The organism is Arcobacter sp. LA11 (assembly GCF_001895145.1).
GTDB lineage: Bacteria > Campylobacterota > Campylobacteria > Campylobacterales > Arcobacteraceae > Halarcobacter.
In genome coordinates this window covers 255,969-275,916 of record NZ_BDIR01000001.1, presented here as the reverse complement: position 1 = coordinate 275,916, position 19,948 = coordinate 255,969, and the positions used below count along the sequence as shown (strand labels likewise).

The 19,948-nt window shown below is 29.6% G+C and carries 21 protein-coding genes; 14 read left to right on the top strand and 7 right to left on the bottom strand.

Features of this window, described 5'->3' with window-relative positions; translation table 11 throughout:
* Positions 1-16 precede the first annotated feature (16 nt).
* Positions 17-619, bottom strand: a complete 603-nt coding sequence (locus BT997_RS01465; protein ID WP_072679607.1) for a cyclopropane-fatty-acyl-phospholipid synthase family protein — start codon at positions 617-619, stop codon at positions 17-19.
* 176 nt (positions 620-795) lie between these two features.
* Here BT997_RS01465 and BT997_RS01460 point away from each other — a divergent pair, with 176 nt between their 5' ends.
* The 6 genes from BT997_RS01460 to BT997_RS01435 all read left to right on the top strand — a co-directional run bounded on the left by BT997_RS01460 (position 796) and on the right by BT997_RS01435 (position 6,015).
* The gene (locus tag BT997_RS01460; RefSeq protein ID WP_072679606.1) at positions 796-1,716 is read left to right on the top strand and encodes a branched-chain amino acid transaminase; all 921 of its coding nucleotides are present in this window, start codon (positions 796-798) and stop codon (positions 1,714-1,716) included.
* Positions 1,717-1,736: 20 nt separating this feature from the next.
* Positions 1,737-2,828: a prohibitin family protein gene (locus tag BT997_RS01455; protein WP_072679605.1), complete on the top strand. Its 1,092-nt coding sequence runs from the start codon at positions 1,737-1,739 to the stop codon at positions 2,826-2,828.
* 43 nt (positions 2,829-2,871) lie between these two features.
* Complete coding sequence (locus BT997_RS01450) at positions 2,872-3,174, top strand: hypothetical protein (RefSeq protein WP_072679604.1); 303 nt, start codon at positions 2,872-2,874, stop codon at positions 3,172-3,174.
* A gap of 9 nt (positions 3,175-3,183) precedes the next feature.
* Positions 3,184-3,864, top strand: coding sequence for a bifunctional phosphoribosyl-AMP cyclohydrolase/phosphoribosyl-ATP diphosphatase HisIE (gene hisIE, locus BT997_RS01445; RefSeq protein WP_072679603.1), 681 nt, complete (start codon positions 3,184-3,186; stop codon positions 3,862-3,864).
* A gap of 118 nt (positions 3,865-3,982) precedes the next feature.
* Positions 3,983-5,107 carry a porin gene (locus tag BT997_RS01440; protein ID WP_072679602.1) on the top strand — a complete coding sequence of 375 codons (1,125 nt, stop codon included), beginning with the start codon at positions 3,983-3,985 and terminating at the stop codon, positions 5,105-5,107.
* A gap of 398 nt (positions 5,108-5,505) precedes the next feature.
* On the top strand, positions 5,506-6,015 hold the full coding sequence (locus tag BT997_RS01435; RefSeq protein ID WP_072679601.1) for a hypothetical protein: 510 nt from the start codon (positions 5,506-5,508) through the stop codon (positions 6,013-6,015).
* 38 nt (positions 6,016-6,053) lie between these two features.
* Here the strand turns inward: BT997_RS01435 and BT997_RS01430 are convergent, their stop codons facing one another.
* Both BT997_RS01430 and thiC read right to left on the bottom strand, forming a co-directional pair.
* A complete protein-coding gene (locus BT997_RS01430) occupies positions 6,054-7,229 on the bottom strand; it encodes an Mrp/NBP35 family ATP-binding protein (protein WP_072679600.1) in 1,176 nt (391 codons plus the stop codon).
* Between the two features lie 206 nt (positions 7,230-7,435).
* Positions 7,436-8,785, bottom strand: a complete 1,350-nt coding sequence (thiC, locus tag BT997_RS01425; protein WP_072679599.1) for a phosphomethylpyrimidine synthase ThiC — start codon at positions 8,783-8,785, stop codon at positions 7,436-7,438.
* A 144-nt stretch (positions 8,786-8,929) separates the two neighbouring features.
* Here thiC and BT997_RS01420 point away from each other — a divergent pair, with 144 nt between their 5' ends.
* The 8 genes from BT997_RS01420 to lsrK all read left to right on the top strand — a co-directional run bounded on the left by BT997_RS01420 (position 8,930) and on the right by lsrK (position 16,389).
* On the top strand, positions 8,930-9,859 hold the full coding sequence (locus tag BT997_RS01420; protein ID WP_072679598.1) for a hypothetical protein: 930 nt from the start codon (positions 8,930-8,932) through the stop codon (positions 9,857-9,859).
* Positions 9,860-9,883: 24 nt separating this feature from the next.
* Positions 9,884-10,705: an HDOD domain-containing protein gene (locus tag BT997_RS01415; protein WP_072679597.1), complete on the top strand. Its 822-nt coding sequence runs from the start codon at positions 9,884-9,886 to the stop codon at positions 10,703-10,705.
* A 56-nt stretch (positions 10,706-10,761) separates the two neighbouring features.
* Positions 10,762-11,886, top strand: coding sequence for a bifunctional 2-C-methyl-D-erythritol 4-phosphate cytidylyltransferase/2-C-methyl-D-erythritol 2,4-cyclodiphosphate synthase (locus BT997_RS01410; RefSeq protein WP_072679596.1), 1,125 nt, complete (start codon positions 10,762-10,764; stop codon positions 11,884-11,886).
* Positions 11,883-12,767, top strand: coding sequence for a response regulator (locus tag BT997_RS01405; protein WP_072679595.1), 885 nt, complete (start codon positions 11,883-11,885; stop codon positions 12,765-12,767). The genes BT997_RS01410 and BT997_RS01405 overlap by 4 nt, the downstream gene beginning before the upstream one ends.
* Position 12,768: 1 nt before the next feature.
* Positions 12,769-13,239 carry a phosphatidylglycerophosphatase A gene (locus tag BT997_RS01400; protein WP_072679723.1) on the top strand — a complete coding sequence of 157 codons (471 nt, stop codon included), beginning with the start codon at positions 12,769-12,771 and terminating at the stop codon, positions 13,237-13,239.
* Between the two features lie 120 nt (positions 13,240-13,359).
* Positions 13,360-13,644 (top strand): putative quinol monooxygenase, encoded by a 285-nt coding sequence (locus BT997_RS01395; RefSeq protein ID WP_072679594.1) that lies wholly within the window; start codon positions 13,360-13,362, stop codon positions 13,642-13,644.
* Positions 13,645-13,647: 3 nt separating this feature from the next.
* Positions 13,648-14,814 carry a class II aldolase/adducin family protein gene (locus BT997_RS01390; RefSeq protein ID WP_072679593.1) on the top strand — a complete coding sequence of 389 codons (1,167 nt, stop codon included), beginning with the start codon at positions 13,648-13,650 and terminating at the stop codon, positions 14,812-14,814.
* 9 nt (positions 14,815-14,823) lie between these two features.
* On the top strand, positions 14,824-16,389 hold the full coding sequence (gene lsrK, locus BT997_RS01385; protein WP_072679592.1) for an autoinducer-2 kinase: 1,566 nt from the start codon (positions 14,824-14,826) through the stop codon (positions 16,387-16,389).
* A gap of 9 nt (positions 16,390-16,398) precedes the next feature.
* Here the strand turns inward: lsrK and BT997_RS01380 are convergent, their stop codons facing one another.
* The 4 genes from BT997_RS01380 to BT997_RS01365 form a co-directional block, all read right to left on the bottom strand.
* Positions 16,399-16,761, bottom strand: a complete 363-nt coding sequence (locus tag BT997_RS01380; RefSeq protein ID WP_072679591.1) for a hypothetical protein — start codon at positions 16,759-16,761, stop codon at positions 16,399-16,401.
* 251 nt (positions 16,762-17,012) lie between these two features.
* On the bottom strand, positions 17,013-18,134 hold the full coding sequence (gene carA / locus BT997_RS01375; RefSeq protein WP_072679590.1) for a glutamine-hydrolyzing carbamoyl-phosphate synthase small subunit: 1,122 nt from the start codon (positions 18,132-18,134) through the stop codon (positions 17,013-17,015).
* A gap of 1 nt (position 18,135) precedes the next feature.
* Positions 18,136-18,687 carry a DUF507 family protein gene (locus BT997_RS01370; RefSeq protein ID WP_072679589.1) on the bottom strand — a complete coding sequence of 184 codons (552 nt, stop codon included), beginning with the start codon at positions 18,685-18,687 and terminating at the stop codon, positions 18,136-18,138.
* 4 nt (positions 18,688-18,691) lie between these two features.
* Positions 18,692-19,942 carry an adenylosuccinate synthase gene (locus tag BT997_RS01365; RefSeq protein ID WP_072679588.1) on the bottom strand — a complete coding sequence of 417 codons (1,251 nt, stop codon included), beginning with the start codon at positions 19,940-19,942 and terminating at the stop codon, positions 18,692-18,694.
* Between the last annotated feature and the right edge of the window lie 6 nt (positions 19,943-19,948).

The window sequence follows — 19,948 nt, the reverse complement described above, 5'->3', positions numbered from 1 at the left end:
TAGTAAAGGAAAGTAGCTAGTTTTTTTGTATAATAACCCTTATAACACTTGCTTTTCCTTGATGTCCATTTCCTTCATCAAGTTCTACTTCTACTTCTTCTACTTTATGTTTTGTACAATTTAGGAAACTATTATTAAAATCATCTACAGTATATAAAAGATTTATATCTTTAGGTCCACCACTTTCATAATTTAATTGATTTATTGAAAAAAATTCTCCTATAAAAAATCCATTTTCTTTTAGACAAGAATCTATTTTTTCAAAAAGAGCTTCTCTATCTTCTTTATACATATGTAAATATGTTGCAATTATAGAACCATATTTTTTCTTTGGTATCCACTCATTTAAATCAATACATCTTGTTTTAACATAAACATCTTCTTCTTTTGCAAACTCTTCTAGTTTTTTTAATCCAATATCTGAAGCATCAAGAGCGGCTACTTCAAAACCTCTTTTTGCAAAATATATTGCATTTCTTCCTTCACCTTCACCTAAACATAAAAACCTATGAGCTTTTTTAAAGTTACTAGAGCATGATTCAATAAAAGCATTTGGTTTTCTTCCATATAGATAACCATCTCTTAAAAATTTTTGATTCCAAAATTCTTGTTGACTCATATAATAACCTCTTCATTTTTTCTTTTTCTATTCTACAAAAAAAAAGTAAGTTTAAAATAGCATTTTAAGTTTTATTAAAAAATCTTAGCCTATTTTAATCTAAAATTTTCATCTCACTTAAATTTAATAAAAGCTTCGATACACTATTAGCTAAAAATTTAATGTAGGATATTTAGATGACTGAAGCAAAATACATCTGGATGGATGGGAAACTTGTTGATTGGCACGATGCAAAAGTTCACGTGCTAAGCCATACATTACACTATGGAAATGGTGCAATCGAAGGTACTAAAGCATACAAAACCCATGATGGAAGATGTGCAATTTTCAAATTAAAAGAGCATACAAAAAGACTTATTAATTCAGCTAAAATGACATTAATTGATGTTCCATTTACTGAAGATGAATTAAACGCAGCTCAAATTGATTTATTACAAAAAAATGAATTAACTGAGGGTGCTTATATTAGACCTTTGGTTTATTTAGGTTATGGAGTTATGGGACTTTACCATAAAGAAGCTCCTGTAAATGTTTCTATTTCTGCATGGGAATGGGGAGCATATTTAGGAGAAGAAGGTCTTAAAAAAGGTGTAAGAGTAAAAATTGCATCTATGACTAGAAACTCAAATACTTCTGGTATGGGAAAAGCAAAAGCAGTTGCAAATTACTTAAACTCTCAAATGGCAAAAGGTGAAGCTGTAGAGTGTGGATACGATGAAGCTTTATTAAGAGATGACCAAGGTTATATTGCAGAAGCATCTGGAGCTTGTTTCTTCATTGTTAGAGATGGTATAATTATCACTCCTCCAAATGATAACTCGTTAGAATCTATTACACAAGCAACGGTTATTGAATTAGCTGAAGATTTAGGTTATACAGTTATTAGAAGAAGACTTACAAGAGAAGAAGTTTATATTGCAGATGAAGCATTCTTTACAGGAACTGCTGTTGAAGTAACTCCTATTAGAGATATTGATGCTAGAATTATTGGAGCTGGTGAAAGAGGTCCAATAACAGAAGCTTTACAATCAGCTTACTTTGACGTAGTAGCTGGAAAAAACGAGAAATATTTAAAAGATTTAACGTACATTAACTAAAACAAATTAAGGGAAAAAAAATGCCAATAGATAATGACTATTTTAAAAATAGGCAACAACAAAACAAAAACGGTGGCGGTTCAAATAACAATAACGGCGGTGGAGGAAATTATCAACCACCTTTTGAGCCACCTGAATTTTTTAAAAACCTAGGTAAAAAAGCAGGTTTTATTTATGTAGCTATTATTGTTATAGCTATTTTATTTGTAACAAAACCATTTTTAACAATTGAATCTGGTAATGTTGGAATTAAACAGACATTAGGAAAATATGATGAAACACCACTTAGACCTGGTTTTCACTTTGTAATTCCTGGTTATCAAAAAGTAGTTGTAGTTGATACAAAAGTAAGGTTAATGAATTATGCTTCTGTTGAAACTAGTGGTGGATTTGACCAAAGTATTAGAAGTAATCCAGCAATTAATATTCTAGATGCTAGAGGTTTACCAGTTTCTATTGAATTAACTGTTCAATACAGACTTACTGCAGATGGAGCTCCAACAACAATTGCTAACTGGGGTCCTTCATGGGAAGATAAAATTATTAACCCTGTTGTAAGAGATATCGTAAGAAACGTTGTAGGTAACTACACAGCAGAAGAACTTCCAACAAAGAGAAATGAAATTGCTGTTAAAATTCAAGATGGTATTCAAAAAGATATTGATGCATTAGAAAGTAAGCCTGTAATTTTACAATCTGTTCAATTAAGAGAAATTGTACTACCTCAAAAAATCAAAGATCAAATTGAGAGAGTTCAAATTGCAAACCAAGAATCTGAAAGAGTTAGATACGAAGTTTTAAGAGCAAAACAAGAAGCTGAAAAAAGAGCAGCAAAAGCAACAGGTGATGCAGAAGCAAATAGAATTGAAGCACAAGGTAGAGCAGATGCTGTAGAAATTGAAGCAAAAGCACAAGCACAAGCAAATAGAGCAATTGCAGATTCTTTAACACCTAAATTACTTCAAATGCAACAAATTCAAGTTCAAGGTAAATTTAATGAAGCACTTAAAGATAATAAAGATGCAAAAATTTTCTTAACTCCTGGTGGTTCAACTCCAAATATTTGGGTTGATACTAAAAATAAAACTAGAGATGCCTCTATAAATCAATAAAAGAAAAAAGAGTAGATTTTCTACTCTTTTCTTTTTTAATATTATGATAAAAAAAACTTTAATAATAACACTTCTTTTCTCACTTTCTTTATTAGCAAATAATACAAAAAATAAAATTGACTTATCAAATAATAATATTAAAGTAGTTGATGAAAATATAAATATATTGTCAAATAAGACTAAAAAAGATTATGAAAAAAAACCAAATCTTTTAGAACCAGTGCAAAAAGAAAAAACTATAGCCGTAAAAAAAGATGATGATATAACAATTGATAGTGATGTAGATTTTGACAAATCTACAAAATCTGTCGACGGAGTAAAGCTTAATTTAGGAACAAAATTCTAAGGTAAAAAAATGGATCAAATAAACAATATCGACTGGGAAAAAATGGAAGGCTTAATACCTGTTATAACTCAAGATGTAACTACAAATGAAGTTTTGATGTTAGCTTATATGGATAAAGAAGCTCTTTCTTTAACACTTAGGACAAAACAAGCTCACTATTTTAGTAGAAGTAAACAACGTATCTGGAAAAAAGGTGAAAGTTCTGGTCATCTTCAACATGTTAAAAACATTATGGTTGACTGTGATAATGATACAATTTTATTAAAAGTGGAACAACTAGGTGTTGCATGTCATACAGGTAGAAAATCTTGTTTTTTTACTGATTTAGAAAACAATGAAACAAAACTTGATGTAGAAGTAAATACAGATACTGCATATGGAGTTATTGATAACCTTTACCATATAATTGAATCAAGAAAAAATGATAATCCAGAAAAATCATATACAGCAAAACTATTAAAAGGCAAAGAAAACTCTATGCTTAAAAAGATTGTTGAAGAAGCAGGAGAATTTACATTTGCAGTAAAAGATAATGACGAAGAAGAAATTATCTATGAAGCGGCAGATATTGTTTATCATATGCTTGTAGCAATGGCTTCAAAAAATATAAATCCAGATAGAGTTAAACAAGAATTAGCTAGAAGATTTGGACTTTCAGGAATAGAAGAAAAAAATTCTAGAAGTGAGTAAGCCTACTCACCTCTTCTTCTAATTTATTTTCAAAATACATCTTTTCTACATTTTTTCTATCTTTTTTTCTCATTAAATCTTTTTATACTATTTGTAATATTTTAACAGGAGAATACAAATGAAAACTATAAAATTAGGTTTAATTGCCAGTATGGCAGTTTGTGGGTTTACAAGTTTAAGTGCTCAGAATTTAACTGAGGCAATCAAAAATGTAGATATATCTGGTACAGTCGCATACAGATATAATGACTATGAACCATCAAGTTCTACTCAAAACAACTATAAAGTTGCTACTTCTATTAAATCAAAAGTTAATGAAGATGTTACTTTTAACTCAAGGTTCCTTATTGGAGATAAGACAGCTCAAGCAGTATTAAATACTTCAACTCAAGCAGATTCAAATCTTGCTGTTGAACTGTCTGAAGCAAATTTTAGTTACACAGGTATTAAAAACACATCTATTACAATTGGTAAACAAGGTATTGTTTCACCTTTTACTAAATCAAGAGATGCTATGGGTGATGAACAAACAGGTACTGGTATTAGTGCAATGACATCATTTGGTCCATTAAGTTTAAGTGCTGCATATTATAATCAGACAAACTTTGATTCATCAGGAAATATCCAATCTTTATTTGTAGGATATGAAGGTGCAGACTTTATGACAGTTGGGGCATATTTATCATTCAATAACTTTAATATTGATGCACATTACGCAAAAGCAACTGATGTTCTTGATGCATATACTGTTGGAATTGATTATTCAAACTCTATTAATGATTTCAAATTTAAAACATTTGCAAGATATTCTTCTCTAAGTGAAGAAGTATCAGATATTGATAATAGCTTATGGAAAGCAGGGATTAAAGTTAATAAAGGAATCTTTGGGGCTTTTGTAGCTTATGGTGAAACAGATGAAGATGGTGGAAGTGTAGGAATTGATGGTTCTTCAACTTCTGGATTTGATGAGCACTGGAGATTAGCTTTAAGTAATAATGCAGATTCATCTATGTTATTTGCAGATGTTGATGTACAAATTACTCCAAAGCTTAATTTAGCTCTTAAATATAGTGATTTTGATGCAGGTGATGAATCTGGAACTGTAGATAAAAATGAATTATATTTACAAGCTTCATATAAAATGAGTTCAAACTTATTAACATATGTTAGATTCGGTGAATTAGAAATTGATGATCAAGATGATGCTACTATGGGTAGACTTCATATTCAATATAGTTTCTAATTAATAACAAAAGAAAGAGGCAGAGATTATACTCTACCTCTTTTTTTTGCTTTTACCCTAATATAATGTTTAACAACATAACTTAAGGCCATAAACGCTAATAATCCCACTACTGTAAATATAAAAATCTCTGTTAAAAACATAACATCCTCCTCTTTTTATATCTGTGTAATATAGCTTAAAGCTGACATTATAGAACTTTTATTCATACTAATTATAATCAAAAATTAATTATTTATAAATTAATTCAATAACTTTTACTTATGTTATTTCATAGATACAAATTAAATATTTGCGCAAAAATCAATTTAAAATAAATAATATTTTTATAATTAAAGTGCTTATTTATTATATAAATGTTAAAATTTATTATTACGTTTTACATAAAGGGAAAAGTTATGTTAAATTCAGTATCAAAAGAATCAAGAAAAAGTACCCATATATTAATAAAAGTCTGGTTTACCATGTTTTCTATGCAATTTGTTTATTTAATTATTTGTTATTTTATGTTGAATGAAAAATCATATAAAACACTTTATAGCCCAGAGATTCTAAAAAATACTATTTTATATATGAATATTGATTTATATACAAACATTTATATACTTTCAATAATAATATTAATTGGAGGATATCTTTATTATAAAAAAGCTTATTCAAAACTAGTAAATGATACACAAGAAAAAGAGTTCCAAAATATTGAAGAAGAATTCAAATATTTTAAATCAAAGTATTTAAATATAATGTTTACATGTCTTGCAATATTTGAAATCATTGCAGTAATAGGATTGATTGTTTTTTTAACCACCTTAGACTTTTCTACAATGGCAATTTTAATAGTAATTACAGCAATAGGTTTTTTACTAGTGATACCTAGTGAAAGTAAATTTATCTACAGTAGAATATAAAGAATTTATTAAATAAAAAGAGGGGTTCCTCTTTTTATTTAGTGGTTACAACCACAGCCATCATGGCTTTTCTTTTCTTGTGGTGCTGCACCTGCAGCTGATGAAGTAGAACAAGCTGATACACCAGGAGGTGTAGTAGGTTGAATAGAAGCATTTTCTGCTTTATCACTTACTTCATCTACATAAGCTAAAAGTTTAGTTGCAGCCATCATATATCTTTTTGCAGATACTGATTCAGGTTCACAATAAACAATAGGTTTACCAGAATCTCCACCTTCTCTAATAGCAGGTTCAATTGGTAAGTTTCCTAATACTTGTGTATTATATTGGTCTGCTAAATCTTCACATGTTCCCATACCAAAAATATCTGATTCTGTATTACATGAAGGACAAATAAATCCACTCATATTTTCTACAATTCCACCAATTGGAATATGAAGTTTTGCAAACATATCTAAAGATCTTCTTGAGTCATCAAGTGCTACGTGTTGTGGAGTTGTTACATTAATACCACATGTTACAGGTACACTTTGTGCTAAAGTTAATTGAGCATCACCAGTTCCTGGAGGCATATCAATAAATAGAATATCTAATTCTTCCCATAAAATATCTCTTAGTAATTGTTGAATTGCTTTCATAATCATAGCACCTCTCCAAATAAGAGCTTGACCTTCTTCCATAAGTGAACCCATTGACATAACAGCAACACCATATGCATCAAAAGGTTTAGCTTTATTTCCAACTACTGCTACTTCTTGACCTTGTAATCCCATCATACGAGGAATATTTGGACCATAAATATCAGCATCTAAGATACCTACTTTTTTACCTTGCATTGCTGCTGCAATTGCTAAGTTTACAGTTGTAGTTGATTTTCCAACTCCACCTTTTCCTGATGATACCATTACAAAGTTTTTAATTTGTGGAGCAATATTACTTCCACTTACACTATTACTTTGTTGTTTTGGTTCTTCTGGTTTTTTTAGATTTAATTTTGCAGTAAAAATACCAATTTTTTCCAATGTTGAAGAGATATCTTTTTGTAATTGAGATGCTACTTCTGGTGAACTAGATGTAATATCTAATGTAATTAAACAACTTTCATCATCAATAAGCTCAACATCCTTCACAAAACCAAATTCAACAATAGACTTTTGAAAACCAGGATATAGAACTTTTCCTAATTCTTCTTTAATATCAGCTACAGTTGCCATATTATTTTTCCTTATATTTATTAGATTTTTTTGTATTATAATTTAAATAGGATAATTTTTGTCTTAATTAAACTATTTAACAAGTAAAAAAAGATTTTTTCTTTTTAAATTGTAACTTTTGGTAAAAAATAATTTACCAAAATATTTCGTTTATAAAAAAAGGCCAAGTTAAACTTGACCTTTCTTGATTTATTTATTCTTGTTAATTAACCTGCTGTTTTCATGGCATCACCATGATCTTCAACTATTTTTTGTGTAATTTTATATGAACAAAATTTTGGTCCACACATAGAACAAAATTCAGCTTCTTTAAATACATCTTGAGGAAGAGTTTCATCATGATACTCTTTTGCTCTTTCAGGGTCTAAACAAAGTTCAAATTGTTTATTCCAATCAAAGGCATATCTTGCATCTGACATTTCATCATCAATATCTCTTGCATCTTTTCTACCTCTTGCAATATCAGCAGAGTGTGCAGCAATTTTATATGCAATGATACCTTCTCTTACATCTTCAGCATTTGGTAAACCTAAGTGCTCTTTTGGAGTTACATAACATAACATAGAAGCCCCATGCCATCCACCAACTGCTGCTCCAATAGCAGAAGAGATATGATCATATCCCGCAGCAATATCAGTTGTTAAAGGTCCTAAAATATAGAAAGGTGCCTCATGACAATATTCTCTTTCTAATTTCATATTTCTTTCAATCTGATTTAAAGGAACATGTCCTGGTCCTTCAATCATAACTTGAACATCTTTTTCCCAAGCTCTTAAAGTTAATTCACCTAAGATTTTAAGTTCACTTAACTGTGCTTCATCAGATGCATCAGCTAAACAACCTGGTCTCAATGAATCCCCTAAAGATAAAGAAACATCATATTTTCTACAAATCTCTAAAATATCATCATATGCATCGTAAAATGGATTTTCTTTATGATAGTGCATCATCCATGCAGCCATTAAAGAACCACCTCTTGAAACGATTCCCATTTTTCTTTTTGCAACATGAGGCATAAACTGTAAAAGGAACCCTGCATGAATTGTAAAGTAAGAAACACCTTGTTGTGCTTGCTTTTCTAAAACTTCTAACATAGATTCAATTGTTAAATCTTCAATTTTATCATTACAGTCATGTAAGATTTGATACATAGGTACAGTTCCAATTGGAACTGTTGAGTGTTCAATTACAGCGGCTCTAATTGAATCTAAATCTCCACCTGTACTTAAATCCATTATAGTATCTGCACCATGCTTTAAACATACATCTACTTTTTCAATTTCACCTTCAATATCTGAAGCTAAAGCAGAAGAACCAATATTCGCATTGATTTTACAAGAAGATGCAATTCCAATTGCCATTGGAGTTAAATGCTTATGATTTACATTTGCAGGAATAATTAATCTTCCTCTTTCAATTTCACTTCTAACTAATTCAGGGTCAATTTTTTCAACTTTTGCTACATATTCCATATCTGGTGTAATAATGCCTCTTTTGGCATAATACATCTGAGTTCTTACTTCATCATCTTTATGATTGTCTAACCAATCTCTCATCTGAAAATCCTATTAATTTAATATTTTTTTGTTGATTATATCAAATTTTGTTTATATAAACTTAATTAAATAGGTTAATTTTCATTTATTAAGTATATAAGTTTCGTTTTTATATACTTGTTAAATAAAAGCACTAGGTTATAAATGATAAATAATATTTGTACTGAAAAACTCTATCTTTCTACAAAAAAACAATTTGAAGATTTAATCTACACTAAAGAGCAAACTGAAGGTGATTTACTTAATATTATAAAAAAACTTGATTTTTCTAAAAACTTCGCTATTTTCCAAGAAAATAATTATAATTTTGATGAAGTTTCTAATCTATTTAGATTTTATGAAGATGAGTTAAAAAGTAGCTTTTTTGAAGATAAAAACCTTTTTAAAATAGAATTTAAATGTTATATACTACTAATAAAAACTTTTACTGAATTATGTATTACATTTGCTACAAATAAAGAAAGAAGAAAACATATAGATAGCTTTTTTCAGATTCTTAAAGAATCCAAAAACTTACTCAAATTTTTTATTCCTTTAGAAGAAAAAGATATAAAAACTATAAATAATCTAATAGGAGAACAGTTATATTATTTCTCGCATATTCAGTATATACACACAAAAGATAAAGAACTAGACTATATATTTGAAGAGTATTATTTAAATCTTGAGAGACAAATTCATGGTTATGAACTATCTTTATCGACAAATTTTGGAAATAAAGAATTAAATAACAAAGATATTGAATATATGATTTTTATAAATAATTCATCTTTTTTATTATTAAAAATGATTCATAAATTAAATTATTATAAACCGCAAATTAAATTTTTTGAAAATGATAAATTTAAAAAAGTTTTATCTCTTTTTCATAAAATTTCATTATCCCATAAAGAGTCTGATTCAAATACGATAGAACAATTTGAAAAGACCTTAACTTCCGAATTTCTAGAAAGTACAAAGTATTTGAAAAAACATAAAAATCATAATATGAAAAAAGAAAAAGTTCAATTATTACAACTTAATACAGATGAGTATAAACAATTAATTGATATTATACTATCCTTAAAAGAATAATTGAATTTTACATAGGAACTATAGATGAAAAAGCTTATTATAGAAAAAATAGATTCACTTCCTCCATTACCAAAAAGTGTTTTAGAGTTAGAAGAATTTAGAAGAATGTCTAATAAAGAGCCTTTGGATCTTTTAAAAATTATTGAACAAGATCCCTTGATAATCACGACTGTTTTAAGAGTTGCAAACTCTGCAATGTTTGGTTTTGTAAGTGAAGTAGAAACACCAAGTCGTGCTATTTCTCTATTAGGAGTAAACTTTACTATTTCTATAGCTTTAGGTTCAGTTATCCAAAATTTAATTCAATCAAATCTATCGGCATATGGTGTTGGTACAGATGATTTTATGTTCTCATCAAATCTTGCTTCAAATTTAGTTAATACTTGGGTTTCAAAAATTAGTTTTGATTTAAAAGAAGATTTACTTTTACCTGCATTCTTACAAGAAACTGGAAAATTTGTAATTTCAGAAGTTTTAAATGAAAATGGAGAAACAGAAGCATTTTTAGAACAACTTGAAGTGAATAAAAATACATCTTCAGTGGAAAAAGAATTTTTAGGATACTCGTGTGCAAGAATTACTGCAAATATTTTTAAACATTGGAATTTAAGTCATAACCTAATCTTCTCAATTGGTTTTGTTGAAGACTTGGAACATTGTCCAAAAGACTATATTAAAAAAGCACAAATACTTGAGATTATAAAGATTTTATGTGATGTTAGAAATCCATTATCAGACCAAAATATTCAAAGAGCTTTAACTAAAGCTACAGAGTATAATATTGATGTAGAACCACTTCTTCAATCAATCGACTCTATCAAATTTAAACTAGAAAATGATTTTTAAGATTTCATAAGTTACAATTAAGTATAATATGTAACTTTTTTACTCAAAGGGTCTTTTTGTCAAATGTTACATTAATAGTATTATGTGCAGGTAACTCCTCTAGATTTGGACTGCAACCTAAAAAACAGTGGCTTAGAACTGGAAACTTACCATTGTGGTTATTTGTTACAAACCGACTTCAAAACTTTTCAGATTTTAAAAATATCATAATCACTTCTCATAAAAATGAACTAAATTACATGAGAAACTTTTCAGATGATTTTATTTTTGTTGAAGGTGGAGAGAATAGACAAGAGTCTATGAAAAATGCATTACAAAAAGTAACTACCCAATTTGTAATGGTAACAGATGTAGCTAGAGCTTGCATACCAAAAAATATTATATTAGATTTAATTGAAAATAAAAATGAAGCAGATTGTATTGTCCCAGCACTAAATGTTAGCGATACAGTTGTTTATAAAAATGAAACTATTAACAGGGATGAAGTAAAACTTATCCAAACACCTCAATTATCAAATACAAAAATTCTTAATAAAGCACTTGATACAGATACTGAATTTACAGATGATAGTAGTGCAATAAAAAATATTGGTGGAAAAATTAAATATATTCAAGGAAGTATAAAAAGTAAAAAATTAACTTTTGGAGAAGATATAGAAGCTATTGAGTGTATAAAATCACCTTCTAAAAACTTCTTTTCAGGTACTGGTTTTGATATTCACCCTTTTGAAGAAAATAAAAAAATGTATTTAGGTGGAATAAATATTGATGTACCTTATGGATTTAAAGCTCATAGTGATGGAGATGTTCTTATTCATTCACTAATTGATGCCTTATTAGGAGCAGCAGGAGCAGGAGATATTGGAGAATTTTTCCCAGATACTGATGCCCAATATAAAGGAATAGATTCAAAAGTTTTATTAGAAGATATTGTTAAATTCATTTACAATGTAGGTTACGAAATTGTAAATATTGATTTAACTATTATTGCACAAAAACCAAAAATAAATCCTCATAAACAAGAGATAAAATCAACAATAGGAAAGTTATTAAATATTGAAAAACAATTTGTAAACATAAAAGCGACTACGGCAGAAAAACTTGGCTTTGTAGGGAGAGCTGAGGGAGTAGCAGTACAAAGTATTGCTACATTAAAATATTATGACTGGGAAAGACAATGAATATATTAATTATAGAGAGTGAAATTTATCTTGCACAAAAAGTTGTGTCAAGATTACTAGATGATGGACACAATTGTGATTTTGTAGAATCACCTAATATTGATAATCTTACAAAAGATTACGATATTATACTTTTATCTACATCATTACCTGCTGCTTTATGCAAAACAATTATTAGAAGATATAGTGATTCTATTATTCTTCTTTTAGTATCTTATATTTCCGATGAAACTGTAACTGATCCAATCAAAGAAGGTGCAAAAGATTATATTATGAAGCCATTTATCATGGATGAGCTTGTAAGGAAAATCTATCACTATAGAGAATGCAAGTCATTGAGAAAAGAGCTTCATACTTTAAGAGAATATCTAGAGTTTCAATTTAACGAAGTTGATACAACTGGCTATGTTTTACCAACGTCTTTTCCAATTCTTATTGAAACAAACTCTCAAATTAGTGCGGATAAACTTGCATTTGAATTAACTAGAAAATTAGATTTACAAATGAAATTTATCTCTTTAAACTCAGATAACTGGCAAAAAAGAGTAAATGAAAAATTTAATGGAATACTTTACCTTACAGATTACCACTCTCTTAAAAAAAGTTCAAAAGATAATTTAAATAAATTAATTGAAGATAAAAAATGTATCATTGTTTCTCTTGAAAAAGAAGAAGACTTTCCTTTTAATAAAATAGAATTTGAAAAATCATCAACTATGATGATGACAAATAATATCATGACAATCAATGATTATGTAAAAATGATGGTTCTATCTTACCAGTCAAAATACCCAGATACAGAACTATCTAAAAAACTTGGAATTTCTAGAAAATCTCTTTGGGAAAAGAGAAAGAAACTAGGAATTGAGAAGAAAAAATAGTATGAGAAAGCTTTTTTTAACTGTTTTTTATAGTGGACTAAGTCCAAAAGCACCAGGAACTGTAGGAAGTTTTCTTTCACTTATTTTTGGACTTGCCCTACTTCAATATATACATGTATCAACTCTTTTTTTACTTGCTTTTCTTGTTACTGCAATTGCTGTAAAACAAATAGATATTTATGAAAAAGAAGTGGGAGAGCATGATAGTAAAGAAATCGTAATAGATGAACTTGCAGGGATGTGGATAGCACTTTCTATTTCTGGGATTACTCAAGAAAATTTTATCATCATGGGAATTTTAGCTTTTGTTTTCTTCAGACTTTTTGATATCTGGAAACCATCTATTATAGGTAAAATAGATGAAAAAGTTTCTGGTGGCTGGGGAGTTATGGGTGATGATATTGTTGCTGGTATCGCAGGTGGTATTGCAGCAGCTGGAACGTATGAACTATTAGTAAGGTTTGTTCTTTAAACCTTACTCTCTACAACTCTTAATTTTAACTAATCAAAAAATAGTATTTAAAAAACATATATATTATAAGATGAATTCTTTTATAATATGACTTCAATTAAAAATAACAAGGATATAAAAATGACAATCACTAAAAGAGTAACATTTATAGCTAAAGAGGGTTGTGAAGATAAAATGAAAGAACTATTAACTGCAATGGTTGAACCATCAAAAGCAGAACCAGGTGTAATATTTTATGATATTTTTCAATGTACTGAAAACAGAAGAAAGTTTTACGCAGTAGAATCTTGGGAAGAAGAAGCATTAGCTAATCATGCAAAAACAGAACATTATGCAATTTATAAATCATCATATGAGCCATTCTGTGAAAAAAAATACACAGAGCATTTAGAGATTTTAGGTTAAAAGATGAATAACCTTTGGAATGACAAAGAAGCTAAATCTTTTAAAAGTGATTTAGCTTTAAGAGTTTATACATCAAATCTTCTAGGAAGAAGTGACGAACTAGTTTTGCATGGAGGAGGAAATACTTCTGTAAAAAGTTGTGTAGATGGTGAAGATATTCTTTACGTAAAAGGTAGTGGTTGGGATTTAGTTTCTATCAAAGAAGAAGGTTTTGCTCCTGTAAAACTTGAAGTATTAAAACAGATGGCCAAATTAGACGTTTTAAGCGATACTGATATGGTTTTACAGCAAAAGGCTGCAATGATAGATAAAAGTGCTCCTAACCCATCTGTAGAAGCTATATTACACGCTATCATTCCTTTTAAATTTGTTGACCATACTCATGCTGATGCAGTTGTTACAATCTCAAATAATAAATCAGGAATTGAAAATATTAAAAAAGTATTTCCAAACTTTTTAATAGTTCCTTATGTGATGCCAGGTTTTATTTTAGCTCAAAAAATTTATGAAATGAGTAAAGATATAGACTGGGAAACTTGCGAAGGTATAATCTTACACAACCATGGTATTTTTACTTTTGATGATGATGCAAAAAAATCTTATGATAAGATGATTGAAGCAGTTACACTTGCTGAAAACTTTTTAGAAGAAAATGCTTCATATGAATTACCAAATATAGAAGCAAAAGATTTTGATGTTCAATCACTACTAGAAATAGTATCAAAAGAAAAAGGTGTTGATATAGTTTGTAAAGTAAATCAAACTCCACTAGCACTTTACTATTCATCTTTAGATAAACAAACTGTTACTAGAGGGGTTTTAACACCTGAGCATATTATAAGAACAAAAAGAGTTCCACTTGTACTTGAAGATGAAAATATTCAAGATGCAATAGATAGATATAAAACTTCATATGAAAACTATTTTAATGAATTTTCAAAAGATGAAATCATGTTAAATCCAGCTCCAAACTATACTGTTGTAAAAGATTTTGGAATTATTACTTTTGGGAAAAATGAAAAAGAAGCAAATATTTTAGATGATGTTATTTCACATACTATGAATGCAGTTTTAAAAGCTGACAAACTTGGAGGATATGAAAGTATCTCACTTGCAGATAGTTTTGAAATGGAATATTGGGAATTAGAGCAAGCTAAATTGAAGAAATAAGGGAATTATATGGAATACTTATTAGCAATCGATGCAGGAACAGGAAGTGTAAGAGCAGTTTTATTTGATACCCAAGGTAATCAAATTGAAGTTAGCCAGCAAGAATGGACACATCTGGAAGAAACTGGAGTTGCTAATAGTATGTCATTTGATTTTGATTCAAATTGGATTCTTACTAAAAATTGTATCAAAGAAGTTATAAAAAATTCTGGTGTTAATCCTGATGATATTTTAGCTCTTAGTGCTACAAGTATGAGAGAAGGTATTGTTCTTTATGATAAAGAAGGAAAAGAACTTTGGGCTGTTGCAAATGTAGATGCAAGAGCTTCTAAAGAAGTAGCATATCTTAAAGAATCTTTCGATGGTATTGAAGAAAAGTTTTACGAAACTTCAGGACAAACATTTGCACTAGGAGCACTGCCACGAATCATGTGGCTTAAAAATAATCATCCAGAAACTTACGAAAAAGTAGCCAATATCTCTATGATAGGAGATTGGATTTTAGCCAAACTATCAGGAGTAATTGCAACTGACCCTAGTAATGGTGGAACAACAGGTATTTTCTCACTCAAAGAAAGAACTTGGGATAAAACAATGGCTTCAAAAGTTGGAATAAAAGATGACATCTTCTGTCCATGTTATGAAGTTGGAACTGTTATTGGGACTGTTACAAAAGAAGCTTCTCTAGAAACTGGACTTTCAACTAATACAAAAGTAGTAACAGGGGGAGGAGATGTACAATTAGGTTCTGCTGGACTTGGATTAGTTGAACTAGGACAAACTGCAATCCTAGGTGGTTCTTTTTGGCAACAAATAACAAATATATCATCAAATGCAAAACTGCCAGAAAACATGAGTCTAAGAGTAAATCCTCACGTAATACAAAACCAATCACAAGCAGAAGGAATAACTTTCTTTAGTGGACTAATCATGAGATGGTTTAGAGATGCCTTTTGTGATATGGAAAAGTTTGAGGCAGAAGAACTAGGAATAGACCCATATACAATTTTAGAGGAAAAAGCAAAAAAGGTGCCCGTAGGTTCATATGGAATTATTCCAATTTTTTCTGATAGTATGAACTATGGAAAATGGTACCACGCAAGCCCAAGCTTCCTAAATCTATCAATAGATCCAGAAGTTTGCAACAAAGCAAGCATGTTTAAATCCTTACAAGAAAATGCCTGTATAGTTAGCTCGATAAATCTAGATAAAATTAAAGAGTTCACAAACCTAGAAATAGATGAAATAGTTTTTGCAGGGGGAGCAAGTAAAGGTGAACTTTGGTGTCAAACACTAGCCGATGTAACAGGTTGTAAAATTAAAATACCAAAAGTAACAGAAGCCACAGCACTTGGTGCTGCAATGAGTGCAGGAGTTGGAGCAAACATTTACGAAAACCTTACAAGTGCTGCAAAAGAACTGGTAATTTGGGATAAAGAATACATACCAAATCTAGAAAATAAAAAACTATACGATGAAATAAAAATCAAATGGCAAGAAGTTTATAAAAAGCAATTAGAACTTGTAGACCAAGGATTGGCAAGTTCTATGTGGAAAGCACCTGGAGTATTATAAAATAAATATTTAATTTGTCAATTGAATAAAATATGGAGAAGGTGCATTTGATCCACTTGGAATCGATGAACAAGATGAAACAACATTTAAATCAGTATATTTATATGAAATATCTACCTTCCTTGAAGAAACTTGAGCTGTTTGTAAAATACTTAACCAAGATTTACAAGTATTAATACTTAAACTATTTATTTCATGGCTAAGGTTACATAAAAAGATAAAACTCCCATCGGAAATATTACTACCCGATATATATAAACCTCCTGTATTTGAAACTCTAGTTTTAAGTACATCTGTTTGACACTCTGGACCAGCGGCATTAACTAACTGACAAAAAAACACTGTAAGTATAATGATTTGAAACTTTTTCATAATATTCCTTTTAAAACATAGTATTCTAATATCAATATTAACTTTTATTAAAATAGATTATTATCTAAATGATGTAAAATAAAAAATTCTTTAACTTTTATACTATTAATAGTATCAGATACTATAAGTTTTTATAGATAAAAAAATAATTATTTTCTCCAATATAAAAGCTAAAACTGTGAGGAGCTTACTTAAAGTAAGTGAGGAGTAGTTTTAGCTTTTCAACGCAGAGATTGCGAAAATAAAATTATTTATTTTACAATCTTAGCGAATTCGTCGAAGATATATTTCGACTCATGTGGTCCAGGACTTGCCTCAGGATGATGCTGTACTGAGAAAATCTCTTTATTTTTATATTTAACACCTTCAATAGTATTATCAAATAAATTTTGATGTGTAATCTCAGCTATTTCTATAATATTATCTGGAACATTATAGTTATGATTTTGTGCAGTGATTTCTACTACATTGTCTGGATTTGCAACAGGATGATTACCACCATGCTGTCCAAATTTCAGTTTGTATGTATCAAATCCATGAGCGATTGAAAGCATTTGATGTCCTAAACAAATTGCAAACATAGGGATATTTGCATCTATTAGTTTTTGAACTTCTTCTTTTTCTTCTCTTAGTGTAAGCGGGTCACCTGGTCCATTTGATAGGAAGATTCCACCGATTTCTTTTGCTTCAAATCTAGCTATTAAATCTTCTGCTTTAAAAGTTGAAGGAATTACTTCTACTTCAAGTCCAGATTGTACAAGTTCATTTAAGATATTTCTTTTTACCCCAAAGTCCACAACTACAACTTTTTTATCACTCATCATAGCTTTATTGTAAGCTAATTCTTCATGATTCCAAGCTCCAAATTTATGTACATATGGTTCTTTTGTTGATACTTCTTTGATGTAATTAATATCTTCTATTCTTGGAGATTCAGATAGTTTTTTTGCAAGTTCTTCTTTTGAAGAAACTTCAGTAGATGCAATCATCATCATTGCACCTTCATCTCTTAGCATTTTAGTTAAATATCTTGTATCAATATTACAAATACCAAGTACATTGTGCTCTTTTAAAAGTGCATCTAAATCACCTTGTGCTCTAAAGTTTGAGTGTTCATGGTGATAATTTCTAACTAGTACACCTTTACAGTATGCAGTTTTACTTTCCATGTCTTCTTCGTTTACTCCAACATTTCCAATTTCTGGCATTGTAAAAGTAACAAACTGCCCCGCGTATGAAGGGTCAGTTATGATTTCTTGATATCCTGTAAGTGATGTATTAAAAACAATTTCCCCAACACTTGTTCCTGTAGCACCAAATGAATTAGCTTCTAAAAAAGTTCCATTTTCTAAATAAATCCATACTTTTTGCATCTTACATTAACCCTCTCTTAATTAATTCTTCTTCATATAATCTATGATATACAATATCATACTCATCAGTTCCTGGAATTAGTTTTCTTTTATAATGTTTTAGTTTCTCTAATACTGCTTCATCTGAGTCTTCAAAACCTTTTAAGAACTCATCAATTGAAGTAAAAATTACATTTTTAACTTGGTTATCTGAACAAGTATAATGAATGAAATCTTCTTCCCATAAGAAATCTAAAATCTTATGAGCCATATCAGAAAATCTATCTTCATTATTTAGAATAACACCAAAATCATTTGCCATTCTTTTTTTAGTTAGCCAAAACAATTGTCTATAATCTGCATTATAGAACTCTATATTTTCTTCTTGACCATCTAAAATATCAGCAACTTTTTCATCTAAGTCATGCTCTTTTTCAATATCAGCATCTAAAATTTTTTCAATTTCTGCTGCTATTTCATCTTTAGTTTTTCTAACTTCCACAACTTCACAGATAGCTAAATCTCTTGCGACTCTTCTCGATATATATTGTGTATGATGTAATTTCATTCTCATGGGCTTATCCTCTAATAATTGTGTCGTCTCTCTCTGGTGAAGTTGATACGATACCTACTCTAACACCAGTTAATTCTTCTATTCTATTAATATATTTTTTTGCATTTTCAGGTAGAGCGTCAAACTCTCTACAACCAACAACACTATCCCATCCTGCTATATCTTCATATATAGGTTTAACATCTTCTAAATCCGATGGCATATACTTGATTATTTCACCATTTACTTCATAAGCAGTACAAATTTTAATTGTTTCAAAACCATCTAAAACGTCAAGTTTCATTAAAGATAATTGGTCACAACCATTTAATCTTGCAGCATGTTTAACAGCAATTGCATCAAACCAACCACATCTTCTTCCACGTCCTGTTGTTGTACCTACTTCTTTTCCAACATCTGCCATTGTTTCACCATCTTGACCAAAGTCTTCTGATGGGAAAGGACCATTTCCTACTCTTGTAGTATACGCTTTTACGATACCAGTTACAACCCCTATATCTTTTGGAGAGATTCCAAGACCAGTACAAGCTCCAGCACTTACTGTGTTTGAAGAAGTTACATAAGGGTATGTACCATGGTCAATATCAAGTAGAGTACCTTGTGCACCTTCTAACAATATTTTCTTATCTGCATCAATTGCATCCCAAACCATGTTTGTAGTATTTGCAATAAATGGCTCTAATTTTTCTTTATATGTAGTTAATAACTCTACTAGTTCAGTTTGGCTTGGAGTTGCAATTTCAAGTACATCAAAAATAGCTTTGTTTTGTTCAAAGTATTCTAAAATAGAAGCACAAAGTTTTGTAGGGTTTAGTAACTCACCTACTCTAAAACCATTTCTAGAAATTTTCTCTGCATATGCAGGTCCAATACCTTTTCCAGTTGTTCCAATAGCCTTGTCACCTTTTAATCTCTCTTTTGCTTGATCAATTAAAGCGTGGTAAGGTAAATTTAAATGTGCTTTATCAGAAATAAATAATCTTCCTTCTAAATCATCAAATTGTTCCATCTCTTTTATAATCGACTCTGGTGATAATACTACACCGTTTCCAATAATATTTACTGCATCTGGATTTAGTACTCCTGAAGGAATTAGGTGTAAAGCATATCTAACACCATCAACCCAAATAGTATGACCAGCATTGTGACCACCTTGTGATCTACATACCATGTCATAGTTTTGAGCAAGCATGTCAACCATCTTACCTTTTCCTTCATCTCCCCATTGAATACCAACAATTAAATCTGCTTTCATCTTTTC